The organism is Thermogemmatispora argillosa (assembly GCF_059696725.1).
On record NZ_AP019377.1, the window covers coordinates 1,794,480 to 1,814,292 of the forward strand.

The 19,813-nt window shown below is 63.3% G+C and carries 20 protein-coding genes; 5 read left to right on the top strand and 15 right to left on the bottom strand.

Annotated features, from left to right (window positions below):
• Nucleotides 1-283 precede the first annotated feature (283 nt).
• The 3 genes from AC6H1L_RS06950 (at nucleotide 284) to AC6H1L_RS06960 (ending at nucleotide 1,184) form a co-directional block, all read left to right on the top strand.
• On the top strand, nucleotides 284-478 hold the full coding sequence (locus AC6H1L_RS06950) for a hypothetical protein (protein WP_497600802.1): 195 nt from the start codon (nucleotides 284-286) through the stop codon (nucleotides 476-478).
• The gene (locus AC6H1L_RS06955) at nucleotides 475-642 is read left to right on the top strand and encodes a hypothetical protein (protein WP_497600803.1); all 168 of its coding nucleotides are present in this window, start codon (nucleotides 475-477) and stop codon (nucleotides 640-642) included. Before AC6H1L_RS06950 ends, AC6H1L_RS06955 begins: the two co-directional genes overlap by 4 nt.
• Nucleotides 643-707: 65 nt before the next feature.
• Complete coding sequence (locus tag AC6H1L_RS06960) at nucleotides 708-1,184, top strand: hypothetical protein (protein WP_497600804.1); 477 nt, start codon at nucleotides 708-710, stop codon at nucleotides 1,182-1,184.
• A 253-nt stretch (nucleotides 1,185-1,437) separates the two neighbouring features.
• Here AC6H1L_RS06960 and AC6H1L_RS06965 read toward each other — a convergent pair whose 3' ends face one another.
• Nucleotides 1,438-1,761 (bottom strand): hypothetical protein, encoded by a 324-nt coding sequence (locus AC6H1L_RS06965; RefSeq protein ID WP_497600805.1) that lies wholly within the window; start codon nucleotides 1,759-1,761, stop codon nucleotides 1,438-1,440.
• Nucleotides 1,762-1,998: 237 nt separating this feature from the next.
• Between AC6H1L_RS06965 and AC6H1L_RS06970 the strand changes: the two genes are divergently transcribed.
• Together AC6H1L_RS06970 and AC6H1L_RS06975 are read left to right on the top strand one after the other, a co-directional pair.
• Nucleotides 1,999-3,252: a helix-turn-helix domain-containing protein gene (locus tag AC6H1L_RS06970; protein WP_497600806.1), complete on the top strand. Its 1,254-nt coding sequence runs from the start codon at nucleotides 1,999-2,001 to the stop codon at nucleotides 3,250-3,252.
• Between the two features lie 350 nt (nucleotides 3,253-3,602).
• On the top strand, nucleotides 3,603-4,313 hold the full coding sequence (locus AC6H1L_RS06975) for a siderophore-interacting protein (RefSeq protein WP_497600807.1): 711 nt from the start codon (nucleotides 3,603-3,605) through the stop codon (nucleotides 4,311-4,313).
• 178 nt (nucleotides 4,314-4,491) lie between these two features.
• Here the strand turns inward: AC6H1L_RS06975 and AC6H1L_RS06980 are convergent, their stop codons facing one another.
• The 14 genes from AC6H1L_RS06980 to AC6H1L_RS07045 all read right to left on the bottom strand — a co-directional run bounded on the left by AC6H1L_RS06980 (nucleotide 4,492) and on the right by AC6H1L_RS07045 (nucleotide 19,415).
• A complete protein-coding gene (locus tag AC6H1L_RS06980; protein WP_497600808.1) occupies nucleotides 4,492-5,712 on the bottom strand; it encodes an alanine racemase in 1,221 nt (406 codons plus the stop codon).
• Between the two features lie 4 nt (nucleotides 5,713-5,716).
• Nucleotides 5,717-6,844 (bottom strand): aminotransferase class V-fold PLP-dependent enzyme, encoded by a 1,128-nt coding sequence (locus AC6H1L_RS06985; RefSeq protein ID WP_497600809.1) that lies wholly within the window; start codon nucleotides 6,842-6,844, stop codon nucleotides 5,717-5,719.
• Nucleotides 6,841-7,800, bottom strand: coding sequence for a phosphotriesterase family protein (locus tag AC6H1L_RS06990; protein ID WP_497600810.1), 960 nt, complete (start codon nucleotides 7,798-7,800; stop codon nucleotides 6,841-6,843). Before AC6H1L_RS06990 ends, AC6H1L_RS06985 begins: the two co-directional genes overlap by 4 nt.
• A gap of 137 nt (nucleotides 7,801-7,937) precedes the next feature.
• Nucleotides 7,938-9,308 (bottom strand): YhfT family protein, encoded by a 1,371-nt coding sequence (locus tag AC6H1L_RS06995; RefSeq protein ID WP_497600811.1) that lies wholly within the window; start codon nucleotides 9,306-9,308, stop codon nucleotides 7,938-7,940.
• 294 nt (nucleotides 9,309-9,602) lie between these two features.
• Nucleotides 9,603-9,974, bottom strand: a complete 372-nt coding sequence (locus AC6H1L_RS07000) for a DUF2620 family protein (RefSeq protein WP_497600812.1) — start codon at nucleotides 9,972-9,974, stop codon at nucleotides 9,603-9,605.
• 188 nt (nucleotides 9,975-10,162) lie between these two features.
• Nucleotides 10,163-10,549 (bottom strand): hypothetical protein, encoded by a 387-nt coding sequence (locus AC6H1L_RS07005; protein WP_497600813.1) that lies wholly within the window; start codon nucleotides 10,547-10,549, stop codon nucleotides 10,163-10,165.
• Nucleotides 10,550-10,653: 104 nt separating this feature from the next.
• The gene (gene yhfZ, locus AC6H1L_RS07010) at nucleotides 10,654-11,577 is read right to left on the bottom strand and encodes a GntR family transcriptional regulator YhfZ (RefSeq protein WP_497600814.1); all 924 of its coding nucleotides are present in this window, start codon (nucleotides 11,575-11,577) and stop codon (nucleotides 10,654-10,656) included.
• A 37-nt stretch (nucleotides 11,578-11,614) separates the two neighbouring features.
• Nucleotides 11,615-11,890: a hypothetical protein gene (locus AC6H1L_RS07015; protein ID WP_497600815.1), complete on the bottom strand. Its 276-nt coding sequence runs from the start codon at nucleotides 11,888-11,890 to the stop codon at nucleotides 11,615-11,617.
• Between the two features lie 138 nt (nucleotides 11,891-12,028).
• Entirely contained in the window at nucleotides 12,029-13,006 is a 978-nt protein-coding gene (locus AC6H1L_RS07020; RefSeq protein WP_497600816.1) for a fumarylacetoacetate hydrolase family protein, read from the bottom strand.
• 134 nt (nucleotides 13,007-13,140) lie between these two features.
• Nucleotides 13,141-14,223, bottom strand: a complete 1,083-nt coding sequence (locus tag AC6H1L_RS07025; RefSeq protein ID WP_497600817.1) for a branched-chain amino acid ABC transporter permease — start codon at nucleotides 14,221-14,223, stop codon at nucleotides 13,141-13,143.
• Complete coding sequence (locus tag AC6H1L_RS07030; protein ID WP_497600818.1) at nucleotides 14,220-15,089, bottom strand: branched-chain amino acid ABC transporter permease; 870 nt, start codon at nucleotides 15,087-15,089, stop codon at nucleotides 14,220-14,222. Before AC6H1L_RS07030 ends, AC6H1L_RS07025 begins: the two co-directional genes overlap by 4 nt.
• 255 nt (nucleotides 15,090-15,344) lie before the next feature.
• Entirely contained in the window at nucleotides 15,345-16,562 is a 1,218-nt protein-coding gene (locus AC6H1L_RS07035) for an amino acid ABC transporter substrate-binding protein (protein ID WP_497600819.1), read from the bottom strand.
• A gap of 174 nt (nucleotides 16,563-16,736) precedes the next feature.
• Nucleotides 16,737-18,449, bottom strand: coding sequence for an ATP-binding cassette domain-containing protein (locus AC6H1L_RS07040; RefSeq protein WP_497600820.1), 1,713 nt, complete (start codon nucleotides 18,447-18,449; stop codon nucleotides 16,737-16,739).
• Nucleotides 18,450-18,653: 204 nt separating this feature from the next.
• Nucleotides 18,654-19,415, bottom strand: coding sequence for an SDR family NAD(P)-dependent oxidoreductase (locus AC6H1L_RS07045; protein ID WP_497600821.1), 762 nt, complete (start codon nucleotides 19,413-19,415; stop codon nucleotides 18,654-18,656).
• Nucleotides 19,416-19,813: the final 398 nt, after the last annotated feature.

Below are 19,813 nucleotides of genomic sequence, written 5' to 3' on the forward strand. Positions count from 1 at the left end.
CAGCCTCATTGTAACATCTGCTTTTCCCACGCAGCAAGCGCCGCTTGGAACCCCTTCAGTCCTTTCCTGACACTGTCAGCAGAGAGACGTTGTTTTCTGCCTTCCCAAGACGTATCTTCGTCCAGGAGAGGCCAAGCCATATGATACGCAATCGATCTAGTCGCTTGCAAGCAAGGAAGCGTCATAAAGAACCAGACGAGCTTGAAAACCTCGCATATTCTTCCAGAGCCGAACAAGTCACATCTATCCCATCTGCTCAGAGCAGAAAGGAGGCAATCAACCAATGGCCAGCGCGCCCCAACCTGTGAACTGTCGTCTGCCCGTGCGGCCTCCGCGCGCCTGCGCGAGCTGTCGCCTGCGTCACGCCTGCCTCAGCGCGCCACAGCCCATCGTCCTGCCGCGTCCACAGTATCCGCAGTGGGCCGCCCAGCTACGCCGCCTGCTGTCGAGCCAGAGAGGAGAGGAGGAGCAGGCATGATCTGGCACTGGCCCGCCCGTCTGCACAGCGTCGCCCCTGCCCTCGCCAGCCTCACTCAGATCCCATTCCAGCAAATTCAGGCCACACTGGCCGCCCTCCCCGCCGAATGGGTCCAAGACAGTACCCACTGCGGTGGCCTGGCCGTCTGGGGGTACAAGCTATGAGCCGCCACCAACACTCACAGCCACCCAAGGGCCGCAAAGGCCGACGCCATCGCTGCCGTTCCATCATGCCCAACTCGCAGAACTTTCCCCTGCCCGGGCTGCTTGAATGGGCCCTGGCCGGCCGCACCTTCGAAGACCTCCAGGAGCTGGCCCTGCGCCTGCTCCCAGAGCAGGCACAAGCCCGCTGGCAGCGCTGGCACGAGACCCAGGAGATCAGCGAGCTAGAAACGCTGCTCCCCCAACTCAGTCCCGGCGACCAGCACCTGCTAGAGATCCTGGTCGCCCTGGAACAAGGGATCGAACTACTACAGAGCCGCACACAGGAGATCCTGGAACACCCATTTGACTCTCCGCTCTATTTCAGCGAACCGGAGATCCGGCAGCTCCGCTGGCTCATCGGTCTGAGCGAAAGCACCCTGCGCCGGCTGCAAACCTGCCGCAGCCTGCAGCCATTCCCGCTGGAGCTAGACATGGGGCGCCGCCTCTTCCGCTATCTCGGGCGCATCCTGCGCTATTACCCGCGGCGCGAGAGCCTCAACTGAGCGCCATCCGCCCCGGCCTGATCAGTCAATCAGTCAACCAGTCAGATCGTGAGGCACCCAGTCGGAACAGCCAGAAAAGCAGGCAGACAGCCTACAAGCCACAGCCGCTACGCAACAGGACAAGGCAGGATAAGGAAGGAGGTACACCCTGACCATGCCACACCGCCTACGGCCCTCCCCCACGCCAAAGAGCAGACCCAGATCAGCCAGGCAGCCAGCCGGCAGAGCGAGGAGTCCCCTCTCCCGCGCCCGATCAGGTCGCCAGTCGATCGCCCGGCCCTGCGGCTGCCTCTCCCTCCTCGGCGGCCAGGTGCTGATCAACCTGGGCCAGGCACAGCCTGATCAAGGTCAGCGCCTGCTCCTCGCCCAGCAACTGGCTCAGCTCAGCCTGACAGGCCGTCACGACCTGCAGATGCGCCTCCACCAAAGCCCGACGGCTGTAGTCGCAAGAGGCCTGAGCCAACCCCCGACGCGCCGCCTCATACTCGGCGGCAAGCCGCTGCAACAAGCGGGCCGCCTGCTCAGACGGCGGGCCTGGCTCCTCGTGGGACCCCCGCGCTTGACGGTCACTTACCATCTTCTCCTCCCTTTGCCACTGACGCGCTTGTACTGGTCAGCGGGCAGAGAATTGAATCAGAATTCATAATTTAGTGAGAGACAATAAATCGATCTCTCTCGACAATTATAAGTCAGACATAGCATACTAACAATACCCAGAGCATGTCACTGGAGAAACGAGCATCATAACTACCGTCTTTTCAATTGAAAAGATAGCGGTTATACTGCTTACAGTGAAGGGAGGAGGCCCAGAAAGATGATCGCTGGCTCGTACTGGTGGTCGCGCTATGGAGACTTCCCGCCCGGCGACTTCAACCAGCCCCACCACGGCGCGGTCATCGCCTACTATCGCAAGCGGCGTGGGTGGACGCAGCAAGACTTGGCCATCGCGGCCGGCGTCGAATGGCGCACGGTGCGCGAGTGGGAGGCGATCGCCATGCTCAACGACACCGCGCGACGGATCTTCCTGGCGAAGCTCCTGCGCATTCCTCCGGCCCTCTTCGGCCTCGACTGGCGCCTGCTCGGCTATCGGGACGCCTACGGCACGCCCACTAACCAGCAACCTCTGAGCGAGCTGGCCGCCGAAGACGCCTATTACCACTATGAAGACATCCTGGCTCTGGCCTGGCAGGCGCGGCGCCAGGGGACGCTGAGCAATTATCTCTACCGTCTGAGCCGCTGCCTGCAACGGCTGGAGCTGGCCACTCAGCAGGCACCAGCCCACGATCGCGAGGCCTGGCAGGCCCTGCTCTGCCGCTACTATCGCCTGGCCGCTGAGATCGAACGTGACCAGGGGGCCAGCGACCCCGGCGCCCGTCAGCGCGTGCTCCAGTACTACGCCACCGCTCTGCGCCTGGCCGAGGAGCTGGAAGATCCGCAACTGGCAGGAGCCACCTGGATGAGCCTGACCGAAGCCCAGCTTGAGTATGGCGACCTTGCAGAGGCAAAGCGGGCTGCTGAGGGCGCACTGCAGTACGCCGAGCGCGTTCAGCCAGTGCTCCGGGGCAATATCTACCTGGTCAGCGCCGCCGCCCACGCCCCCTTTGCCGCCGAAGACGATGGGTTGCGCAGCCAATGCCGGCGCTGGCAGGAACAGGCCGCCGTCCTCGCCTACCGCCGCCCACCCGAAGATGATGGCTCTTTTCTCAAGTTGAACCTGGCCGGCGTCCACCACGAGCGCGCTAAAACGCTGCTGGTCTTCGGACAACAGCAGGGTGAGCGCCGGCTGCTCCAGCAGGCGCGCGAGGAGCTGGCCTTAGCCTGGCAGGCTCTCACACCAGATCTGGTGCTCTGGCAGCTCTATTTCTCTCTGACAGAGGCCCGCCTGCATCTGGCAGCCAACGAGCTGGAGGCCAGCGCCCGCAGCGCCAAGGATGCCCTGAAGCTGGCTCAGTTTATGCGCTCGCGCCAGGGTCAGGAGCAGGTGCAACAGCTCTACGAGCGTCTGCAGCAGCGCGATGCCAATAATCCCTATGTGCTGCATCTGGGCGCTGAGCTGGGCCTGCTCTAGCTTGTTAGCACGGGCCCCTTAGCCGCCAGGCCACGGACCTGGTCCGTGTTACGCCAGCCGTGACGAGCCAGACCCTCTCTTCTCCGACCTCTTGCAGACACCACCGGCCTGGTGCTGCATGCGGTGCTCTCTGCGTATGGGGCGCCCTGCCCTCTCGTCAATGACGACGAGCCGGACGGGGCGCCCGCACTTTTACGGCTCGCTGCTCTTGACTTGTCATATTAGGTAATGCTAATATCCTAGCAGTGTAGTAGGATATTAGCCTGACCTAATATATAGCGAGCCTGGGGCGTAGCCCACAGAACCGTGTGGCCGCCTGTTGCGTCAGCCAGGCAGGTGAAAGGAAGCCCATGCCAGAACTATCGTCTTTGCTACCGAAAAGCTTTGAACGCTTCACGATGGCCACGCTCAGCGTATCCTCGGTGGAGGTCTTGACGCCGCGCCTGCGCCTTGTTCGCCTTGAGGGGGAAGCCCTGCAGCGGCGCTCTTGGGTGCCGGGCCAAGAAGTGAAAATCCGGGTTGGGGAGCGCGACTATCGGCACTATACTCCGCTGAGCTACCGCCAGGAGCCAGGGGAAATGGAGATCATTTTCTATCTCAATCAGCGAGGACCAGGCAGCCGCTGGGTGGAACAGCTTAGGGTCGGCCAGCCAGTTCCCCTGGCTGGTCCAGCCAACGGCGCCCCGTTCATCCCGCTGCGCTTGCCCGCGCTCTTCTTTGGCGATGAAACTGCCCTCGGCCTCGGCCTCGCCTTACAGGCGGCCCAGTCCCAGGCTGGCGCTTTCCATGCGGTCATTGAGGTCTGTGCATCTGAACATGCGGATATCATGACCTTATTTCCTCACCTGACAATCATCCCCCGCCTTGAGGCTCAGCCAGGAAGCGCGCACATCCGTTGGCTTGAGCAGGCCTCACTCGCCCTGGACCAGTTGACTTTCTATCTGGTCGGCCATACGCAGAGCATCCAGGCCATCCGCCAGATCCTGACGCAGCGTTACCACATCGAACGCCAGCGTATCAAAACGAAACCCTACTGGGCCGATGGCAAGCGTGGGCTGTAAGCCAAGAAAGGCAGCGAGCAGACGAGGGAGCGGCGGCCTCTTGCTCTGGTTCCCACTGAGGGAAGGCGCCGCAGCTCAGCCGACCGGCAGACATATCATCCCTTCATCACCTCAGTCTGCGTGCCCCTTACTCTGCAGCGTGATGAGGGCGCTGCTCGCGGCACCGTGAGCAACGCCCTCATCGGCTTTCTTGGGCCGCTTCGTCCGTGCGCGCCGTCGAGAGAGGCACCGATGGCAAGAGCGCCGGCGGCGTCAGGCTCAACAGGCGCCACTCCCCCTGCTCATCCTGCTCGACCACAGCCCGATAGCTACGCAAAACGAAGAGCTGGAAGCGGAAGGCCATAATCACCGTCGCCCCCGTTGGCAGGCGGCGCCCGGCGGGCGGCTCCAGCAAGCACTGATAATCGATGAACTGCGGCGGAGGAAAGTGCACGGCCACCGGGGCGCGCTCCTCCAGCTCTTCGGGGCTTTCCCCCACCAGGGCCTGACGGGCGTGGGCGCGGGCATAGAGGCCACCGCCGTAGGCCAGTGCCTGCCCCGAGGGAAGCTGCGCTGAGACCTCGCTGACGTAGACGACCGCCGGCTCCTCTTCGCTGCTGCCAAGGCTCTGCTCAGGCGTCGTACCCGTCAGGGCATGGCCCGGCTCACCGTGGCTGGCCCCGTAATGCGCCAGCAGCGGCAAGACACTCAGCGAGGTATTGCCCGGAGCATTGATCTGCTCGATGGCGAAGCCCGCCGATCGCAGCCGCTCAGCAGCGGTCAGCAGAGCCTCCAGATTGGCGGTCGGTCGATAGCCAGCCTCCTCCTCGTCCCACGTGAAACAGGGATAGCTGGTCACGCCATTCAGACGCAGGCCAGGCAGGCGCGCGATCGCGGTCGCCGCCCCCAGCACTTCCGCTGGCGCGAAACCGCCCTCCTGACCAGGAAAGAAATCGCCCCCGTTGATGCGCAAAAGCACCGGCTGCACCCGCCCCAAAGCCAGCGCCGCCTTGTTGACAACCGCTGCCGCCTCCAGATCAAGCAACGTCCAGACCTCGGGCTGAGCCCGCGCCATCAAGGACGGCACCAGGCGCACAGGCACCGGGACCAGGTGCCCGACGTGGCGCACCGTCGCCCCTTGCGTCAGCAGGGCCTCGGCTCCCATCCAGTCGACCGCTACCGCTCCTGGAATGGAGGATTGGATGACCGTCACCAGTTGGGCATCATAGGCAATCTGCTTGGCCATATAGTAGAGGCCCAGCCCAAGCCCCGCCGCTCGCGCCGCCAGGCGCGCCGCATTGCGCCGTACCGCGCCGCGGTCGAAGACAAAGGTATTTGGCGGAATCACGCCTTCGCGATGCAGCAGGGCCGCGCAGCGCAACAGCCCGGGATTGCGCCGGCGCACAGCATCCAGAAACATACCGTTACACCTCGCTGAGTGCCTCTTCCAGAATGGCGAGCACGGTTTCGGGACCGGCCCGCATCGGATTGATGCGCAGCCAGTGCTGCGCTTCACCCGCTCCCAGGCTGGCGCTCATGGTGCCCGAGACGCGGTAAAAGAGTGGCGTCAGCTCGTAGCGGGCCATAGCTCCCACGGGGAAGGGCGCCGCCCCTCGCTCGGCAGCTCGCGCGACAACCCGCTCCGCCAGCGGTTGACGCAGGCGCACCAGCACGACCGGCGATTGCAGATTGGCCAGGAAAGCGCCGTCGATGTGGCGGGCACAGGCTGGCGGCGGCGCGCTGCGCAGGCGCTCGACCACCGCCTCGGCGCTCTCCTGGGTCAGGGCATTGGCCACAAATGCCTGAGCCAGACCAATCACGACCTCCTGCGCCTGGAAGCCTTGCACGCGGCTGCCACCCGAGTACATGTCGGCCCGAATGGCCTGCGCTAGCCGACGTGGGCAGAGTACCACCCCGATTCCCTCCGGGCCTAGCAGCTTGTAGGCCGAGAAGGCGCTGACATCGGCTCCCAGTTCAACGCCGATGCGCGGCGTATTGGCTACGGCATAGTTATCATCGACGATGATCGGCAGCTCGGGTCTGACCCCTCGCACACAGGCAATCACCGCCGCCAGATCATAGTGATCGGCGGGTCGCTGACGCGTATGCTGCACATAGATAGCCTGCACTTCCTCTCGGCTCAGCACCTGCCGCAGGCGCTCCAGATCGTGGAGATCGACAGGCACCGCCACGTAGCCAGCGGCGCGAAAGGTGACCGCGGTGGTGGCATAGAGCGGGGCGTCATGCACGACAATGCGACTGAGCGGTGGCAGAAGCGCAAAGAGCGCGGCGCGGATCGCTCCCGTGCCGGCTCCGGTCACCAGTACCGCTGCTTCACTCCCGAAGAAAGCCGCCAGCACCTGCTCGACACGGCGCGTGAAGGGGCTTCCCTCGCCGTCGCTGCCGACCCCCAGCTCTCCCCGCGTTAGCCACTCCTGACCGGAGAAGTGGCGGCGCAGCGTTTCGATCAGGCGGAACTGCAGTCGCCGCGCCTCCTCTAGCGTCAGGGGCGGGAGGCGTGCCCCGGCATGCACTACGTTCAGCGTGCTCATGCCTTCCTCCTACTATACCAGGCCGCCGCCAGAAAGCGCCGTGGATTCTCTTCGACCAGACGGCTGACCATCGCTGGCGCCAGGCCCGCCGCCGCCAGGCGCGGTAGAAAGTCGCGTACCAGATAGGCATAGCCCTGCCCGCCCAGGCGGCGTAGATAGCTATTGCGCGAGATATCGCAAGAGAGCAAGAGCCGCTCCGCCAGGCCCTCCTTGCAGAGGGTCACGATCCAGGTTAGCCGCCGCTCATCAGGAGCATAGCGCTCTTTGCCAATGGTATCAAAGCCCACGTACGCCCCCCGGCGCGCCACGGCTAGCACCTCCTCTAGCGCCGGCGCCAGATCGAGATGACCGATCAGGACGCGCTCCGGCTCTAGCCCTTCCTCGCACAAGATCTGGAGCTGGCGCAGCCCTCCCTGACCGAGATGCGCATGGGTAGCCACCACCACCGGCCAGCGTCTGGCCACCTGCGCTACGGCCCGCAGTACTTTCTCCTCATCGGGATGCAGCGCTGTCCCCGAGCCGCCAATTTCGCCCAGTACCAGAGGAGAGACCCCGGTACCATCCAGGCCCGTCCGCAGTTCCTCCTCAAGCTGCGCGGCAATGGCGTCGACGCTGAGGCGCGCCAGCTCCGGCGGATGAAAGCGTCGATGGTAGAAACCGGTGCTTGGGATGACCTGCACCCCACTGGCAAGCTGCAATTGGCGCAGGCGCTCGACATCGCGCCCCATCCCGCGACAGGTCTGCTCGATCAGAGCCGCTACGCCAAGACGCTTCAGCTCGCTCAGCTCCTCGGCGATCAAATCCAGGCGGTCCAGCTTGCCCTGTGGGTCTTCGGGCGTTGTCAGATCCAGCCAGAGATGCTCATGAGCATAAATGAGGCCGGCGGCCAGCGGCTGGACCCCAGCCGCCGTCGGTACCAGCAGCCGCGCGGGCCGCTCCTCAGATGCACTGGCCACAGCCAATGACCGCTCCTTTCCAGCTCAGCCTGAAAGCGCTCAGCCAGGAACACGGCGAGAGAGCGCCCGCCCGGCGCCGCGAGCTGGCAAGGCAGACGGGCGCTCTCCCAGCGTATCCCTGGCCGGACCAGGGATAGTTACTTGATGGGGATCGGCGTAAAGAGATGGACGTAGGCCAACAGGTTCAGGACCACCCCAGCAATGATTACTCCAACCGGTCCAGCAGCCATGCGTACTACCGGACGTCCCAGGACTTCATTGAGGGCATAGAGACCCCCGACAATGGCGATGCCCAGGCCACCGGCCATAGCGTTGCCCGCCGCCAGGGAGCCGAAGAGAATGGCCACCTCCAGCGTCAGGTTGATGGCATTGCGAATGTTATCGGAGGCATCGCGAATGGTATGCAGGGCCGCAATCCCTTTGGCGATATAGCTCAGAATAAAGACCTCGACGCCGAAGAGTAAGGCCCCCGCAATGGCCGCCAGCACCGGATTGGGCAACAGATAGGCGATCGGGTAGATCAGGGTAAACCCCACAATCTGGAAGGCTCCCGAGGCGACCGCCGTCGTCACAATCAGAGGAATGAAGCCGAGGGCGCGATAAAAGTCGATCTGGGCCGCATTGGCAAACTGCCCTTTGGCAATAATGTAGCTGGTCGCTTCGCCGCCGGCAAACATATGCGTATTGACCAGAACGCCGAGCAGCAGCCCCATGATCATAAAATAGGGAGCATGCCGCCGCAGGCGCGCCGCATTGGCGGCAAAGATCGACGAGGTCTCTTCATCGGCGACGGCGCTCCCCGCACCGGCCTCAGCCGGCGGGTCATCATCTGCAGCGCCCTCCGCTCCCGCCGCCGCAGTTTGCGTCTGCAGCCGCTCGCTACGCGCCCGCGTCACCTCTTCCACCACTGCCAAAGCGACCAGCATGATGACGCCGACCGCCATCGTGGTCGCTCCCGGGAAGACCGACGGCAGCCATTTCATGGTGACCAGCATTACCAGGACGCTGACTACAAAGGTAATGAGGCCTCGCACACGCCCGAATTGCATCGTCACCGCTACCGCCGGGAAGAAAGAGAAGAGATAGAGGATGGGCGTCGACATCTGCTGCATGGCCGTCAGGAAGTTCACTGGCAGGCTGTTGGCAGCAGCCGTAGCGGCGCTGAGACCAAAGACCACTACCGCCCCCCAGGCGGCGCCCAGGATGGGGGCGATCCACTTGCGCGGCGAGAGAATGCCGAGGATGTCTGACGGCAGAAAGAGTACCCAGGGGTTGAGGACACCAGAGGAGAAGGCTACGGGCACGCCGAGGCCAAAGATGAAGCCCGCCGAGAGGCCAAAGGCGATGGCGGTCATCTGGGGACGCGCCAGCTCTCCACGGTAAAAGTCAAGCAGGAAGGGCCGCACGCCGTCGTTGAAGACGGCCAGGGCCATCTGCGAGAGGAGCGCGGCAAAGGCCGTTGCGAGAATGGTGAAGATAATGACCAGGGGCGTCAGATGCAGACTCATAGCGGTCCTTTCCTTTCACGACGTCCGGCTACGCCTCGTACCCGCCTGTCTGTCTGTCTGTCTGCCAGGCCCGGGAGCAGGCGCGCACGGGACAGGTCGGGCTAGGCGCTCCGCTCTCCGGCTCAGCCAAGCAAGCGGCGGGCGCTGGCGCGGCACAACGTCTTTCTCTATGCTGGGCTTCGGTCGAGGAGCAAGCTGCTGCCGCTTCGCTTCGCTTGGCTTGCTGCATGCTGCTTGCATGCGCTGTCGCTCACTATGCAGGGAGACGGCGAACAACGGCAAGCGCGGTTTGGGTTAGGAACGTGGCGCCTGGTATCCCTGAATGGCCTCGATCAGGATGGGGACAATGGTATTGATCTGGTCAACCGAGACGCCAAAGGCTCGAATGCCAGCCGCCAGCAGCTTCTGTACTTCTTCGACGCTGACGCGGGCCTGCCGCCCGAAAGTGTGGCAGCGCTGCCGTCCGAGGAAGGCCATTAAGGCTCCCAGCGAGCCGCCCGCCCCGGTGTGGCAGGTGCCGATGTAGTAGGCATCACTGCTGCGCTTGAGGAGTTGGCCCGCCTCCAGATCGTTGCTCACGACTACTTTGAGGGTGGGATCACGACGCTGTTCGAGCAGACGCTTGAGATCAGCCTTGCCCACCCCGCCAATGTAGATGGTTGCCATCGCTTGCGCACCTCCTGCCTCTCTGATGGCAGCCTGGTAGAAAGGTCTGTGCCAGGCTTTTCTGTCGTCCGGTCATGTTGTTGATCGACTGAGTCAGCGGCACCAGACAGTCAGGTCAACTCACCTCCTTTCGCCTCTGTTCGTGTGCCAGCCGCTTCGCCCGTCCTGCCGGCCTGGAGGGGGAGGGCTTAGGTGTCCTGCCCGCGCAGCACCAGGGCGCCCAGATGGAGCAGGAGAAAGTCTTCTTCTTGTGCGGGCAGGCTCAGACCGAGGCGCTGGCGTGCCCGCTCGCGGATGGCCTCAGCCCAGGCCTGCAGGCGGGGCAAGGTTCTGAGGGCATTGGCTTCCTCGTGCACCAGAGGACTCCAGGCCGAGCCTAGTTCTTCCCCCCGGCGCACACGCTCCAGCGCGAGCAGCAGGTGACTGATCAGCGGCCCCATGTGCTCTTCATCGCCTATGCATTGCGCCTCTTGCTCTAGCCAGCCTGCGATCTCGCGCACAAAGGCCACGATCTCCGGCGCCGCCAGTCCCTCGCGTTCGAAAACGGTCAGCCGCTGCTCAAGGTCTGCTTCCATCTCGTTGGGTCGCTCCTTTCCGGGTCGCTCGCTGGATATGAGCAGGCGGGCGAGGCGAGCGGAGCGGGCGGGCCTGGCCTGGCCTGGGGGTCTCCTTTGCCGCGTCAATAGCGCGGCAGGCGCCGCTGATTAAGCACCTCCTGCTGAGCGCTGGTGATGGCCTCGGGCGCGAAAATGCTGGTCAGCACCTGATAGACGGGAGCATCGCGCAGGGCGACTATGGCGGCCTGGGTCGCCAGGGTGCGCAGACGGTGATCGCCTTGTAGCGGCAACAGGAGCAGGTCGGAGGGCAGGTTACCTACGCCTTCACGGTTCCAGATGATGGCGTCAAATTGCCCTTCGCGCAGCAGGTCAAGTACCTGCAGGCGCCGGGCTGGCACGCTCTCCCAGTCGCTGCGCTCGCGAAATTCCTCAGCGGTGAGCAGGATCTCATCAAGGGAGGTCTGATCGACACCGACACGGCGGATCTGCTCGCGCGGTAGACGGCTGATGAGTACGTGCTCACTGACATAGGAGCCAGGTGGTAGACTGGCGACAATGGCTAGCTCGGGATGGCGCTCAGCCAGATGCTCGGCAGCCAGCAGCGACATGACCGCGTAGTGATAGTGGCCCTGACGCACCATCTCGGCCCGCGAGAGGGAACCGCGCTGGTAGGTCATGTTGAAGGGCAGGCCCGAGGCCTCGAGCTGGTCGTAGAGGGCCGTGGCCAGTCCCTCGTAGCGCAGAGTGTAGGGCAAGGGCATAGAGCCGATGATCCACTCGTTGCCGGCATAGCGCCAGAGCAGCGGATAGTTCACTTGCTCAAGAATGGAGCCTTGCGACCCATGCGCGGCCACCACAATGGCCCCAGCCCGCGTGAGGTAGCTAAAGGCTTCTTGCACGGTGCCATTGCCGGCCCGCAGCCGACGCGCTACGTCTACCATGCGCGGCAGTCGCTCCCCTTGACGATAGTTCAGCAAGAGCCGCGCTAGTCCGAGGGTCACTTTGCCCGTCTGGGATAGGAAGTCTTCCGCCTCCGGCAGGACCATGCTACTGGCGCTCTCCTTCGCTCTGCTCACGGTGCTCTCACTCAATATCCAGAATACTGGATAGAGTATAACCGGCCCACGCCTCTTTGTCAAGGCGCCCGCTGGCCAGAACAGGGGAGAGGCCAGGCCCAGAGATACGAGATAATGAGGAGGAGAGAAAAGGGAGGGAGAGGGGGGAAGGCCGTGGGGGGGAGACGCGTCGACCTGGGATGGGTGGACGGACGAGCGGATGGAACGTGCGATAGAGCGGCCAGGCTTCGACGCGCCCACAGCCCAGGTAGAGGGTAGGGGCAACCACGATGAGGGTGGCCACGACCTTCCTTATCGTCTGCTCACTGTTGACTGGCGATAGCGGCTGACAAGCAAGCGCTCAGAGTGGCGCGAGGTTTCTTCCCCCTCTTTCCTTGTCGCCATCGGTGCGGCGCGGTGCGCTGGCGAGGGGGGTCATGCCTCAGCGCCGGGCGGGCTGACGCGGCTCCGGCAGCCAACCGGACGGCTCTGGCTGACCAATGCGGTTGCGCAGCACTCCCAGACCCGTCACTTCTAGTTCAACGACATCGCCTGGCTGCAGAGAGCGCCCCTGCTCGGCGCCGCTGCCTGTACCGACCGTGCCAGAGCCAAGCAGCTCGCCGGGCCAGAGCGTCTCACCACAGGCGGCATACGCTACCAGCTCCTCAATCTTCCAGGTCAGGCTTGCTGTAGAGCCGCGCGACCACTCCTCACCGTTTACACGGGCCACCATTGTTAGTCCATTCAGATCAAGCTCATCGCAAGTAGCGATCCACGGCCCGAGGGCGGTCGCGAAGTCCTTCCCTTTGGCCGGGCCGAAACCACTGCTCATCTCGGGTCCCTGGACATCGCGTGCACTAAAGTCGTTAAGGATGGTCACGCCAAAGAGCAGGCGGCGCGCCTCCTCGGGGGAGACATTGCGGCCCACGCGGCCGATGACCAGTCCGATTTCTAGCTCGTAGTCCAGATGGCGGGTATAGTGTGGCCAGGGCACCTCGGCGCCGGGGGCGATGATCGCCAGCGGATTGATTTTGAAGTAGGGCGGCCTCTGATAGAACTCGGGGAAGACCTTTCCTCCCTGGCGCGCCGCCATGTTGCGTACGTGCTGCTCAAAGGCGGTGAAGTCGCGGATCAGAGGAGGATCAAGCGGCGCCAGCCAGCGCACCTTCTCTAGTGCCTGTACGGCCTCTTCCGGCGGGGACAGGCTGGCTTCGGCCGCCGCCTCGATAAAGGTCTCGCCCAGAGCGATGGCAGCGCTCATACTGGGAGGGAAGAGTGCCCCCGCCAGGCGGCGGGCCGCTTCGCGCGTCGCTCCCTTCCTTTCGAGACGCAGGCGCCAGGCCGTCGCCAGATCAATAACGCGCTGCTCTTCCGGTTGTACTACCGCCAGGCGTGCTTCATCTCCTTCAACACCAGTCATAGCGATCCGAGCGAACTTCACGGTGACCTTCCTCTCTCCTTGGTGAATATCTTTGCACTTCTCACACACTGCGCAGGAGGGCGGCAGCTCTGCTGTATCCTGACCGAGGCCTGCCGCGGTGCTCTTGGCCTGTACTAGCCTTCGCCCAGACCGGGTCGGCCCGTCAGCCTCTCCTCGCTGGTCAGTGCTCCCGCGGGCGCCTCGCCAGGCCCCAGGCGCGCTATGAGGGCCTCACCCAGGCGGCGCCCCAGCTTCAGCACCAGCGGCCAGAGCCCCTCGGGCGCCAGGCGAATAATCACGATCAGCAGCAGGCCGGTCAAGAGGCTGCTCAAGTCCTGCGAGTTCTGCAGCACCTGCTGCAGTGTAAAGAAGACCACTGCCCCCACCAGCGGCCCTGTCGAGGTCGCGATGCCTCCGATGATCGTAATAATGATCATCGTAATCACCCAGTTCATGCTGAAAGCCGAATCCGGCTCGATCTCCAGCTTGTTGAGGGCGATGAGTCCGCCAGCGATCCCCACAAAGAAGGCGCTGATCGCAAAGGTCACCAGCTTCACTGGAAAGCTGTTAACTCCTAGCTCGGCAGCGGCTTCCTGATCATCCCGGATGGCCATCAGGCGCAGGCCGAAGGGGCTGCGCACCAGGAGCACGATCGTCAGGGTTGTCGCCATCAGCAACCCCAGGGCCAGATAATAGAGGGTTGAGTAATCCAGAGTTGCGGCGGGCGGCAGGTTCAGACCGCTTGTGGCGCCAGTGAAGGTCCAATTGAGCATCCAGGTCAGGCTTGCCATCGCCAACCCTAGCGAGCCGATCGAAAAGTAGGCTTCGCGCAGGCGCATCAGTAAGAGCGCTGCCAGGGTCGCCAGGACCGCTGCCAGCAGGCCACTCAGGAGCAGATCAAGCAGCAAGGGGAGCCCGGTATGAAGGAGCAGCACAGCGATCGTATAGGAGCCAGCCCCCACAAAGAGCGAGTGGCCTAATGAGAATTGGCCTCCGTAGCCGCCCAGCAAATTCCAGGACTGGGCCATCGTCATATAGTTAAAGAGCGTAAAGGCCAGGATCAGATCAAAGGTGCTCAGATAGAGCGGTCCTAGCCAGGCCAGGACCAGCAGCAGCCCCAGGACGGCCCAACCAACCCAGGGGACCAGGCGCTGCAGGCGCCCCCACCAGCTCAGAGCACCAGCGGGCCGATCTGACTGAGCGGAATGCCTTGTCATTTTGCCACCCCCACACGCTGACCAAAGAAGCCCTCGGGCCGTACAATGAGCACCATGACCAGGAAGCCAAAGACAATCAGATCGCGGAACTGCGGTCCGACAATGCTAGCCGCCACCTCTTCCAACATGCCAATCAGCAATCCGCCGATGAGCGTTCCCCACAGCGAGCCCATACCGCCCAGCACAATCACTGTGAAGCTGCGCAGCAGCCAGCTAGAGCCGGTGGTCGGGCCAAAGCCGAAGGAGAGGCCAATCAGTGTTCCCCCTACGGCGGAAATGGCTGCCGCTAGCCCGAAGGTGATGCCATAGACCAGGGGCACGTTGATGCCAATTGAGGCCGCGGCGCCGGGATCTTCTGCCGCCGCCCGAATGGCTTTCCCCAGTGGCAGAGAGGTCAGGAGCCAGTGGGTTCCCACCACCAGGAGCAGGGCAGCTACCAGGGCAATCACGTAGATGCTGCGCACGGTATCACCGAAGATAGTGAGACCGGTCAGGGTGTAGGGAGCGCTCAGCGAGAGGGTGTTATTGCCGTAGATCAGCCCAAAAAGCGTTTCTGCGACCAGCAGCAGCCCAAAGGTTGCCACAAGCAGGGTCTCTTGTCCGCGTGGAATGAGCGGGTTCAGCAGGAGACGCTGCACCCCATAGCCAATGATGAACATGATGGGGGCCACCAGGAGCAGACAGAGCAGCGGGTCAAGATGGGTGATGCTTGACAATGTATAGGTGAGGTAGGCGGAGCCGATGAGCACCTCGCCCTGAGCCAGATTAACCGTATTCATGACGCCAAAGACCAGCGTCAGCCCCAGGGCGATGGTCACGTAGAGGCCGCCCAGGAAAAAGCCATCAATCAGATGGTAGAGAAACATAGAGGTCTCTCTCCTTCCTTCTACCAGACAGCAGCCTGCCGCACAGCGACAGCGGCCCAACCAGGGCCAGGCTCATTAGCCGGTGCAGTCAGAGGCCGCGGCGGGGCCAGGCCCGATCAGGCCTGGCTCCGCATGGACTAGCGCAACCACCGGAAGGGCATAGAGCTTTGTGGGCGCATCTGCCTTTGCTCTGCCCGGCTCTTGCCCGTTCCTCTCCCGCAAGGCGGGTCCTTCGCCGGCCCTGGCCCGCTTAGCTCAGGCCAGGCCTCTGGCGGGCGCCTCCAGGCTCACCCCCGAGACTGGCGGATAGACCTGGACCGTCTCGCCGTCTTGCCACTGCAGCATGATGGCCTGAATAGGATCAGCATGGTTGCTGTTGAAGTGGATCGGGCCGACGGGGTAGGTCTTGTTGGTCTGGCCAATGGCGCGGTTAATGGCGGCGGGATCGGTTGAGCCAGCTTTTTTGATGGCGTCAAAGAGCACCTGCGTAATCGAGTAGCCCATGATGTAGCCGGCCTGCTCGATGGTGGCCTTGATCCCGGCTTTCTGGGCCCGCGCTGCCAGTTCCTGGCTGCCAGGATAGCTAAAGGAGCGCGACCAGAAATTGGCGATCAGGGCGCCTTCGCCGACGTTGCCCAGGGCCTGCATCCAGGTTGTGGTTGAGGCCCCTTTCTCACTTTCGGCAATGATCGGGTGGTAGCCCAGGGCCTTCATTTGCTTCCAGAGGGCCATTGCATCGGGCGGCGTCATCTGGGTGATCAGCACCTCGGCATTGGCCGCTTTGGCCGCGGCAATCTGGCTAGAGAAATTCGTGGTGCCAACGGGGAAGATAGCATGGTAAGCGATGGTGTAGCCAAATTGCGGCGCCTCCTCGGTCCACAGCTTGCCCATTGTGACGCCGTCCTCTTCGTTGTCGGTGAAAAGCGCAACGCGCTTATTGGTCTTGACCATGTTGGCTACCTGGAAGCTCATGGCCGTCTGTTGCTTCTCGTCAAAGAAGACATCCCAGGCATATTGCCAGCCCGAGGGGCGCGCCGAGAGCCAGGCTTCAATGGGAGCGGTCGTCGAGATCAGTGGGCGCTTGACGCGCTCGGCCACCTGCGAGACCGGGATGACCAGCGGCGGCGTGAACGGTCCCAAGAGGGCCACGGCGTTATTCTGTAAATAGAGGGTTGTCGCCTGATTGCTGGCGGTATTGGGATCGGAGGTATTGTCAAGAATGATCAGGTTGACGTGGTATTTCTGGCCATTGATCTCCAGGCCCCCGGCGGCGTTAATGTCATCGACAGCGGCCTGATAGCCGGCTTTCAGCAGGACGCCGACGGCGGCCAGTGATCCCGTCAGGGGCAGCGTTGCCCCGATCACGATGGTCTGGTTCCCGGAGCCGCTGCCTGTGCCGCCACAGGCGACCGTGCTCACAGTCAGCAGGACCAGGAAAAATAAGGACCGCGCTGCCTTAGAGACTCTGCTCATGTACATTCTCCTCCTCTGTCTGTCTCTCTCTGGCGGAGACGTTCGCCGCTGAACGCTAGCGATCTTCTCTGCTCGCGTGGGCGCTGATGGCTGGCTGGATAGACGGATAGATCGATAATCGGGCCTGCCTGTCAAGCCTGGTGCTGGCTCGATGGACGCCAGAACGGGCAGGGCCTATCCTCCCGAGACGGGGTGCTGCTCTTGCTCGCCGGCGGGCAGCAGGTCGGACGGTGAGGCGGGGGAGGTCGCCATGCCAAGATAGGCTTGCTGCAGCGCCGGGTGGGCGCGGACCTGGTCCGGCGTACCGCAGAAGACGACACGCCCCCGCTCCAGCACGTAGACACGGTCGGCTACGGCGAGCGAACGCTGGACATGCTGTTCGATGAGAACGACGCTGATCCCCCAGGCCAGAATGCGCGGCAGAGCAGCAAAAAGCTGGTCGACAACCGCCGGCGCCAGGCCTAATGACAGCTCATCGAGCAGCAGCAGGCGCGGCTCCGCCATCAAGGCTCGTCCGATAGCGACCATCTGCTGTTGACCACCGGAGAGGCGGCCCGCCTGGCTGCTGGCGCGTTCGCGTAGAACTGGGAAGAGATCATAGACGCGCTCCAGGCGCTCGGTGAAGGAGGTGATAGCTCCGCGCGCGGCGTAGGCGGCGCCCAGCTCCAGGTTTTCACGTACTGTCTGCTCGCGGAAGAGCCGTCGCCCCTCGTGGCAGAGGGCGATGCCCAGGCGAGCGCGCTGATGGGCCGGCAGACGCGTAATCTCTTGACCCGCAAAGAGAATGCGACCTTCGCTGACGGGTACCAGGCCGCTGATGGCCTGGGTCAGCGTGGTCTTGCCGGCTCCGTTGGCGCCGACGACCGCTACAATCTCCCCTTCCCCTACCTGGAAATCCAGGGAGCGCAGAGCGCGCAGCTTGCCATAGTCGACACTGAGGTGTTGCACGTCGAGCAGCGGCGGCGGGGAAGGTCGGGCCGCCGCTGTCGACGCTGCTCGGGCAGAAGGGAGAGAAGGTCTGCTCTTGCTCTCTGAGTCGGCGGGCGTCGTCGCCGCGCCTGTCGGGGCGGCTCCGGGCCTGGCGGCTGGTGCGGCTGAGGCGGTTGGCTCACCTTGTTCGCTGCCCAGATAGACGGCGATGACGTCGGGATGGCGGGCGATCTCTTCAGGTGTCCCCTCTGCGATCTTGCGCCCCCAGTCTAGTACAATGACGCGGTTGGCCAGCGCCCGCACAACGGCCTGTACGTGCTCAACCAGGATGATGGTCACCCCGCGCTCATGGATCGAGGCAATCAGTCGGGTAATCTCTTCGATCTCCTGGCCTACCAGGCCGGCAGCGACTTCGTCTAGCAGTAGCAGGCGCGGCTCCAGGGCCAGGGCGCGAGCCAGCTCCAGACGCTTGAGGTCCAGCAGAGCGAGAGAGCTAGCTTGGCGATCTTTGCGATCGAACAGGCCACAGAGGCGCAAAATATTCTCTGCGTCCTCTGTGAAGCGGCCCCGACTGCGCGAGTCGTTGCGGCGGGCATGGACGGGGATCAGGACATTTTGCAGCACGGTCATGCGTCCAAAGGGACGCGGGATTTGATGGGCGCGTCCGATGCCCAGCCGCGCGATGGCATGGGCAGGCAGGCGATCCAGGCGCTGCCCGGCAAAGAGAATTTCACCCTCACTGACCCGCTGGGCCCCCGAAATGAGGCTCAGGAGGGTGCTTTTGCCCGCTCCGTTGGGTCCAATCACGCCGAGCAGCTCGCCCCTGCGTACTTCAAAGCTGATATCGTTGAGGGCTGTGACACCCCCGAAGCGCCTGGTTACATGACGCAGCACCAGCAGCGGGGCCTCCTCGGTATCTTGTCGGCCCCTTCCCACTTTGGAAGCTGCTTGCATCATGCCCCTCCCTCCCTTGTTGGCTTGGCTTGCTGTCTGTTCAGTGTGTTGGCGTGTTGGCTTGCCTGCCTCTGGATGGCTGGCTGTTTCGTCCCTGGCTCTCTGAGCAGGGGCAAGCTGGTAGGCCCAGGCGGACGGATCAGCAGCCCCTCTGCTCTGGCAATGGCCCGGACCCGCTCCTGCTTTTCCTCGGTTCCTTCGCTCAAGCTAGAGTGCGCTCGCTCCGCCATCGACGGCGAAGTCTGCCCCCGTAACCCATGAGGCTTCGTCAGAGGCCAGGTAGATGGCGCAAAAGACGACGTCTTCGGGTGTGCCAATGCGCTTGAGCATGAGTTTGCGCATGATGCCTTCGAGTGCGCCGGAGTTGATGGCCCATTCGGTTTGCGGCGTGCGGATGAGGGCCGGAGAAATAGTGTTGGCCCGGATGCCGTACTTGCCTCCCTCGGCAGCAAGCTGGCGCGTCATAGCAATGATCGCCCCCTTGCTGGCTGCGTGGGCCAGGCCCGGTACGTCTTCGCTGCCAAACTTGGCCGAGACGGAACCAACATTGATGATGGAGCCTCCTCCCCGCGCGATTAGATGCGGCCAGGCGGCCTTACACATGTAGTAGACGCTATCTAGCTCGCTGCGCAGGGTATCTTGCCACATGCGCGTCGTCATCTGCTCAATTGGTGCAATCCAGGCCGTGCCCGCGTTGTTATAGAGAATGTCGAAGCCGCCGTAGGTGCTGACCGCCAGGTCGACGACTCGCTGCGCTTGCTCAGGATCGCTCAGATCGCAGGGCTGCAGCGAGACCATCTCTCCGCCCGCTTCACGCACCAGACGCACGGTCTCCTCAGCGCCTGCGACGTTGAGGTCGCAGCCAACTACCTTACACCCCTCGGCGGCAAAGCGCAGGGCTGCAACGCGCCCCTGGCCGCTGGCCGTGCCTGTAATGATGGCTACTTTTCCTTGAAGTCGCCCGCTCATAATCCGCTTTTCTCTCCTCCCGCACGTGTTCGCTGATATATCTACTGGCATCCCTGTGCTCGGATCAGCTCGGGCCACTCGGGTAGAGCGAGCGAGCGCTGCGCTCGTCCGCTTCCCTTTCGCTCAGCGCTACCGGCAGAGAGAGCTAACAGGTATGCGAGATAGACGAGCGAGGTAATCACCGGTGGGGAAGCCTGTGGGCAAGCTGGCCCCTCCCTCGCCGTCTACCGGGTCACCTGGTCGCATCGCATCCGCGTCGTCCTGTGACTTGCCTGTGACTATGCTTTTTCTGCAGTGTAGGGGAGGCCTGAAACAAAATCACTACCACTCACTTCCGTTTTTTCTTTCCGGTCGCTTCCGGTTCACAAGAGGACGAGAGCGAGCTTTTGAGCAGGCGC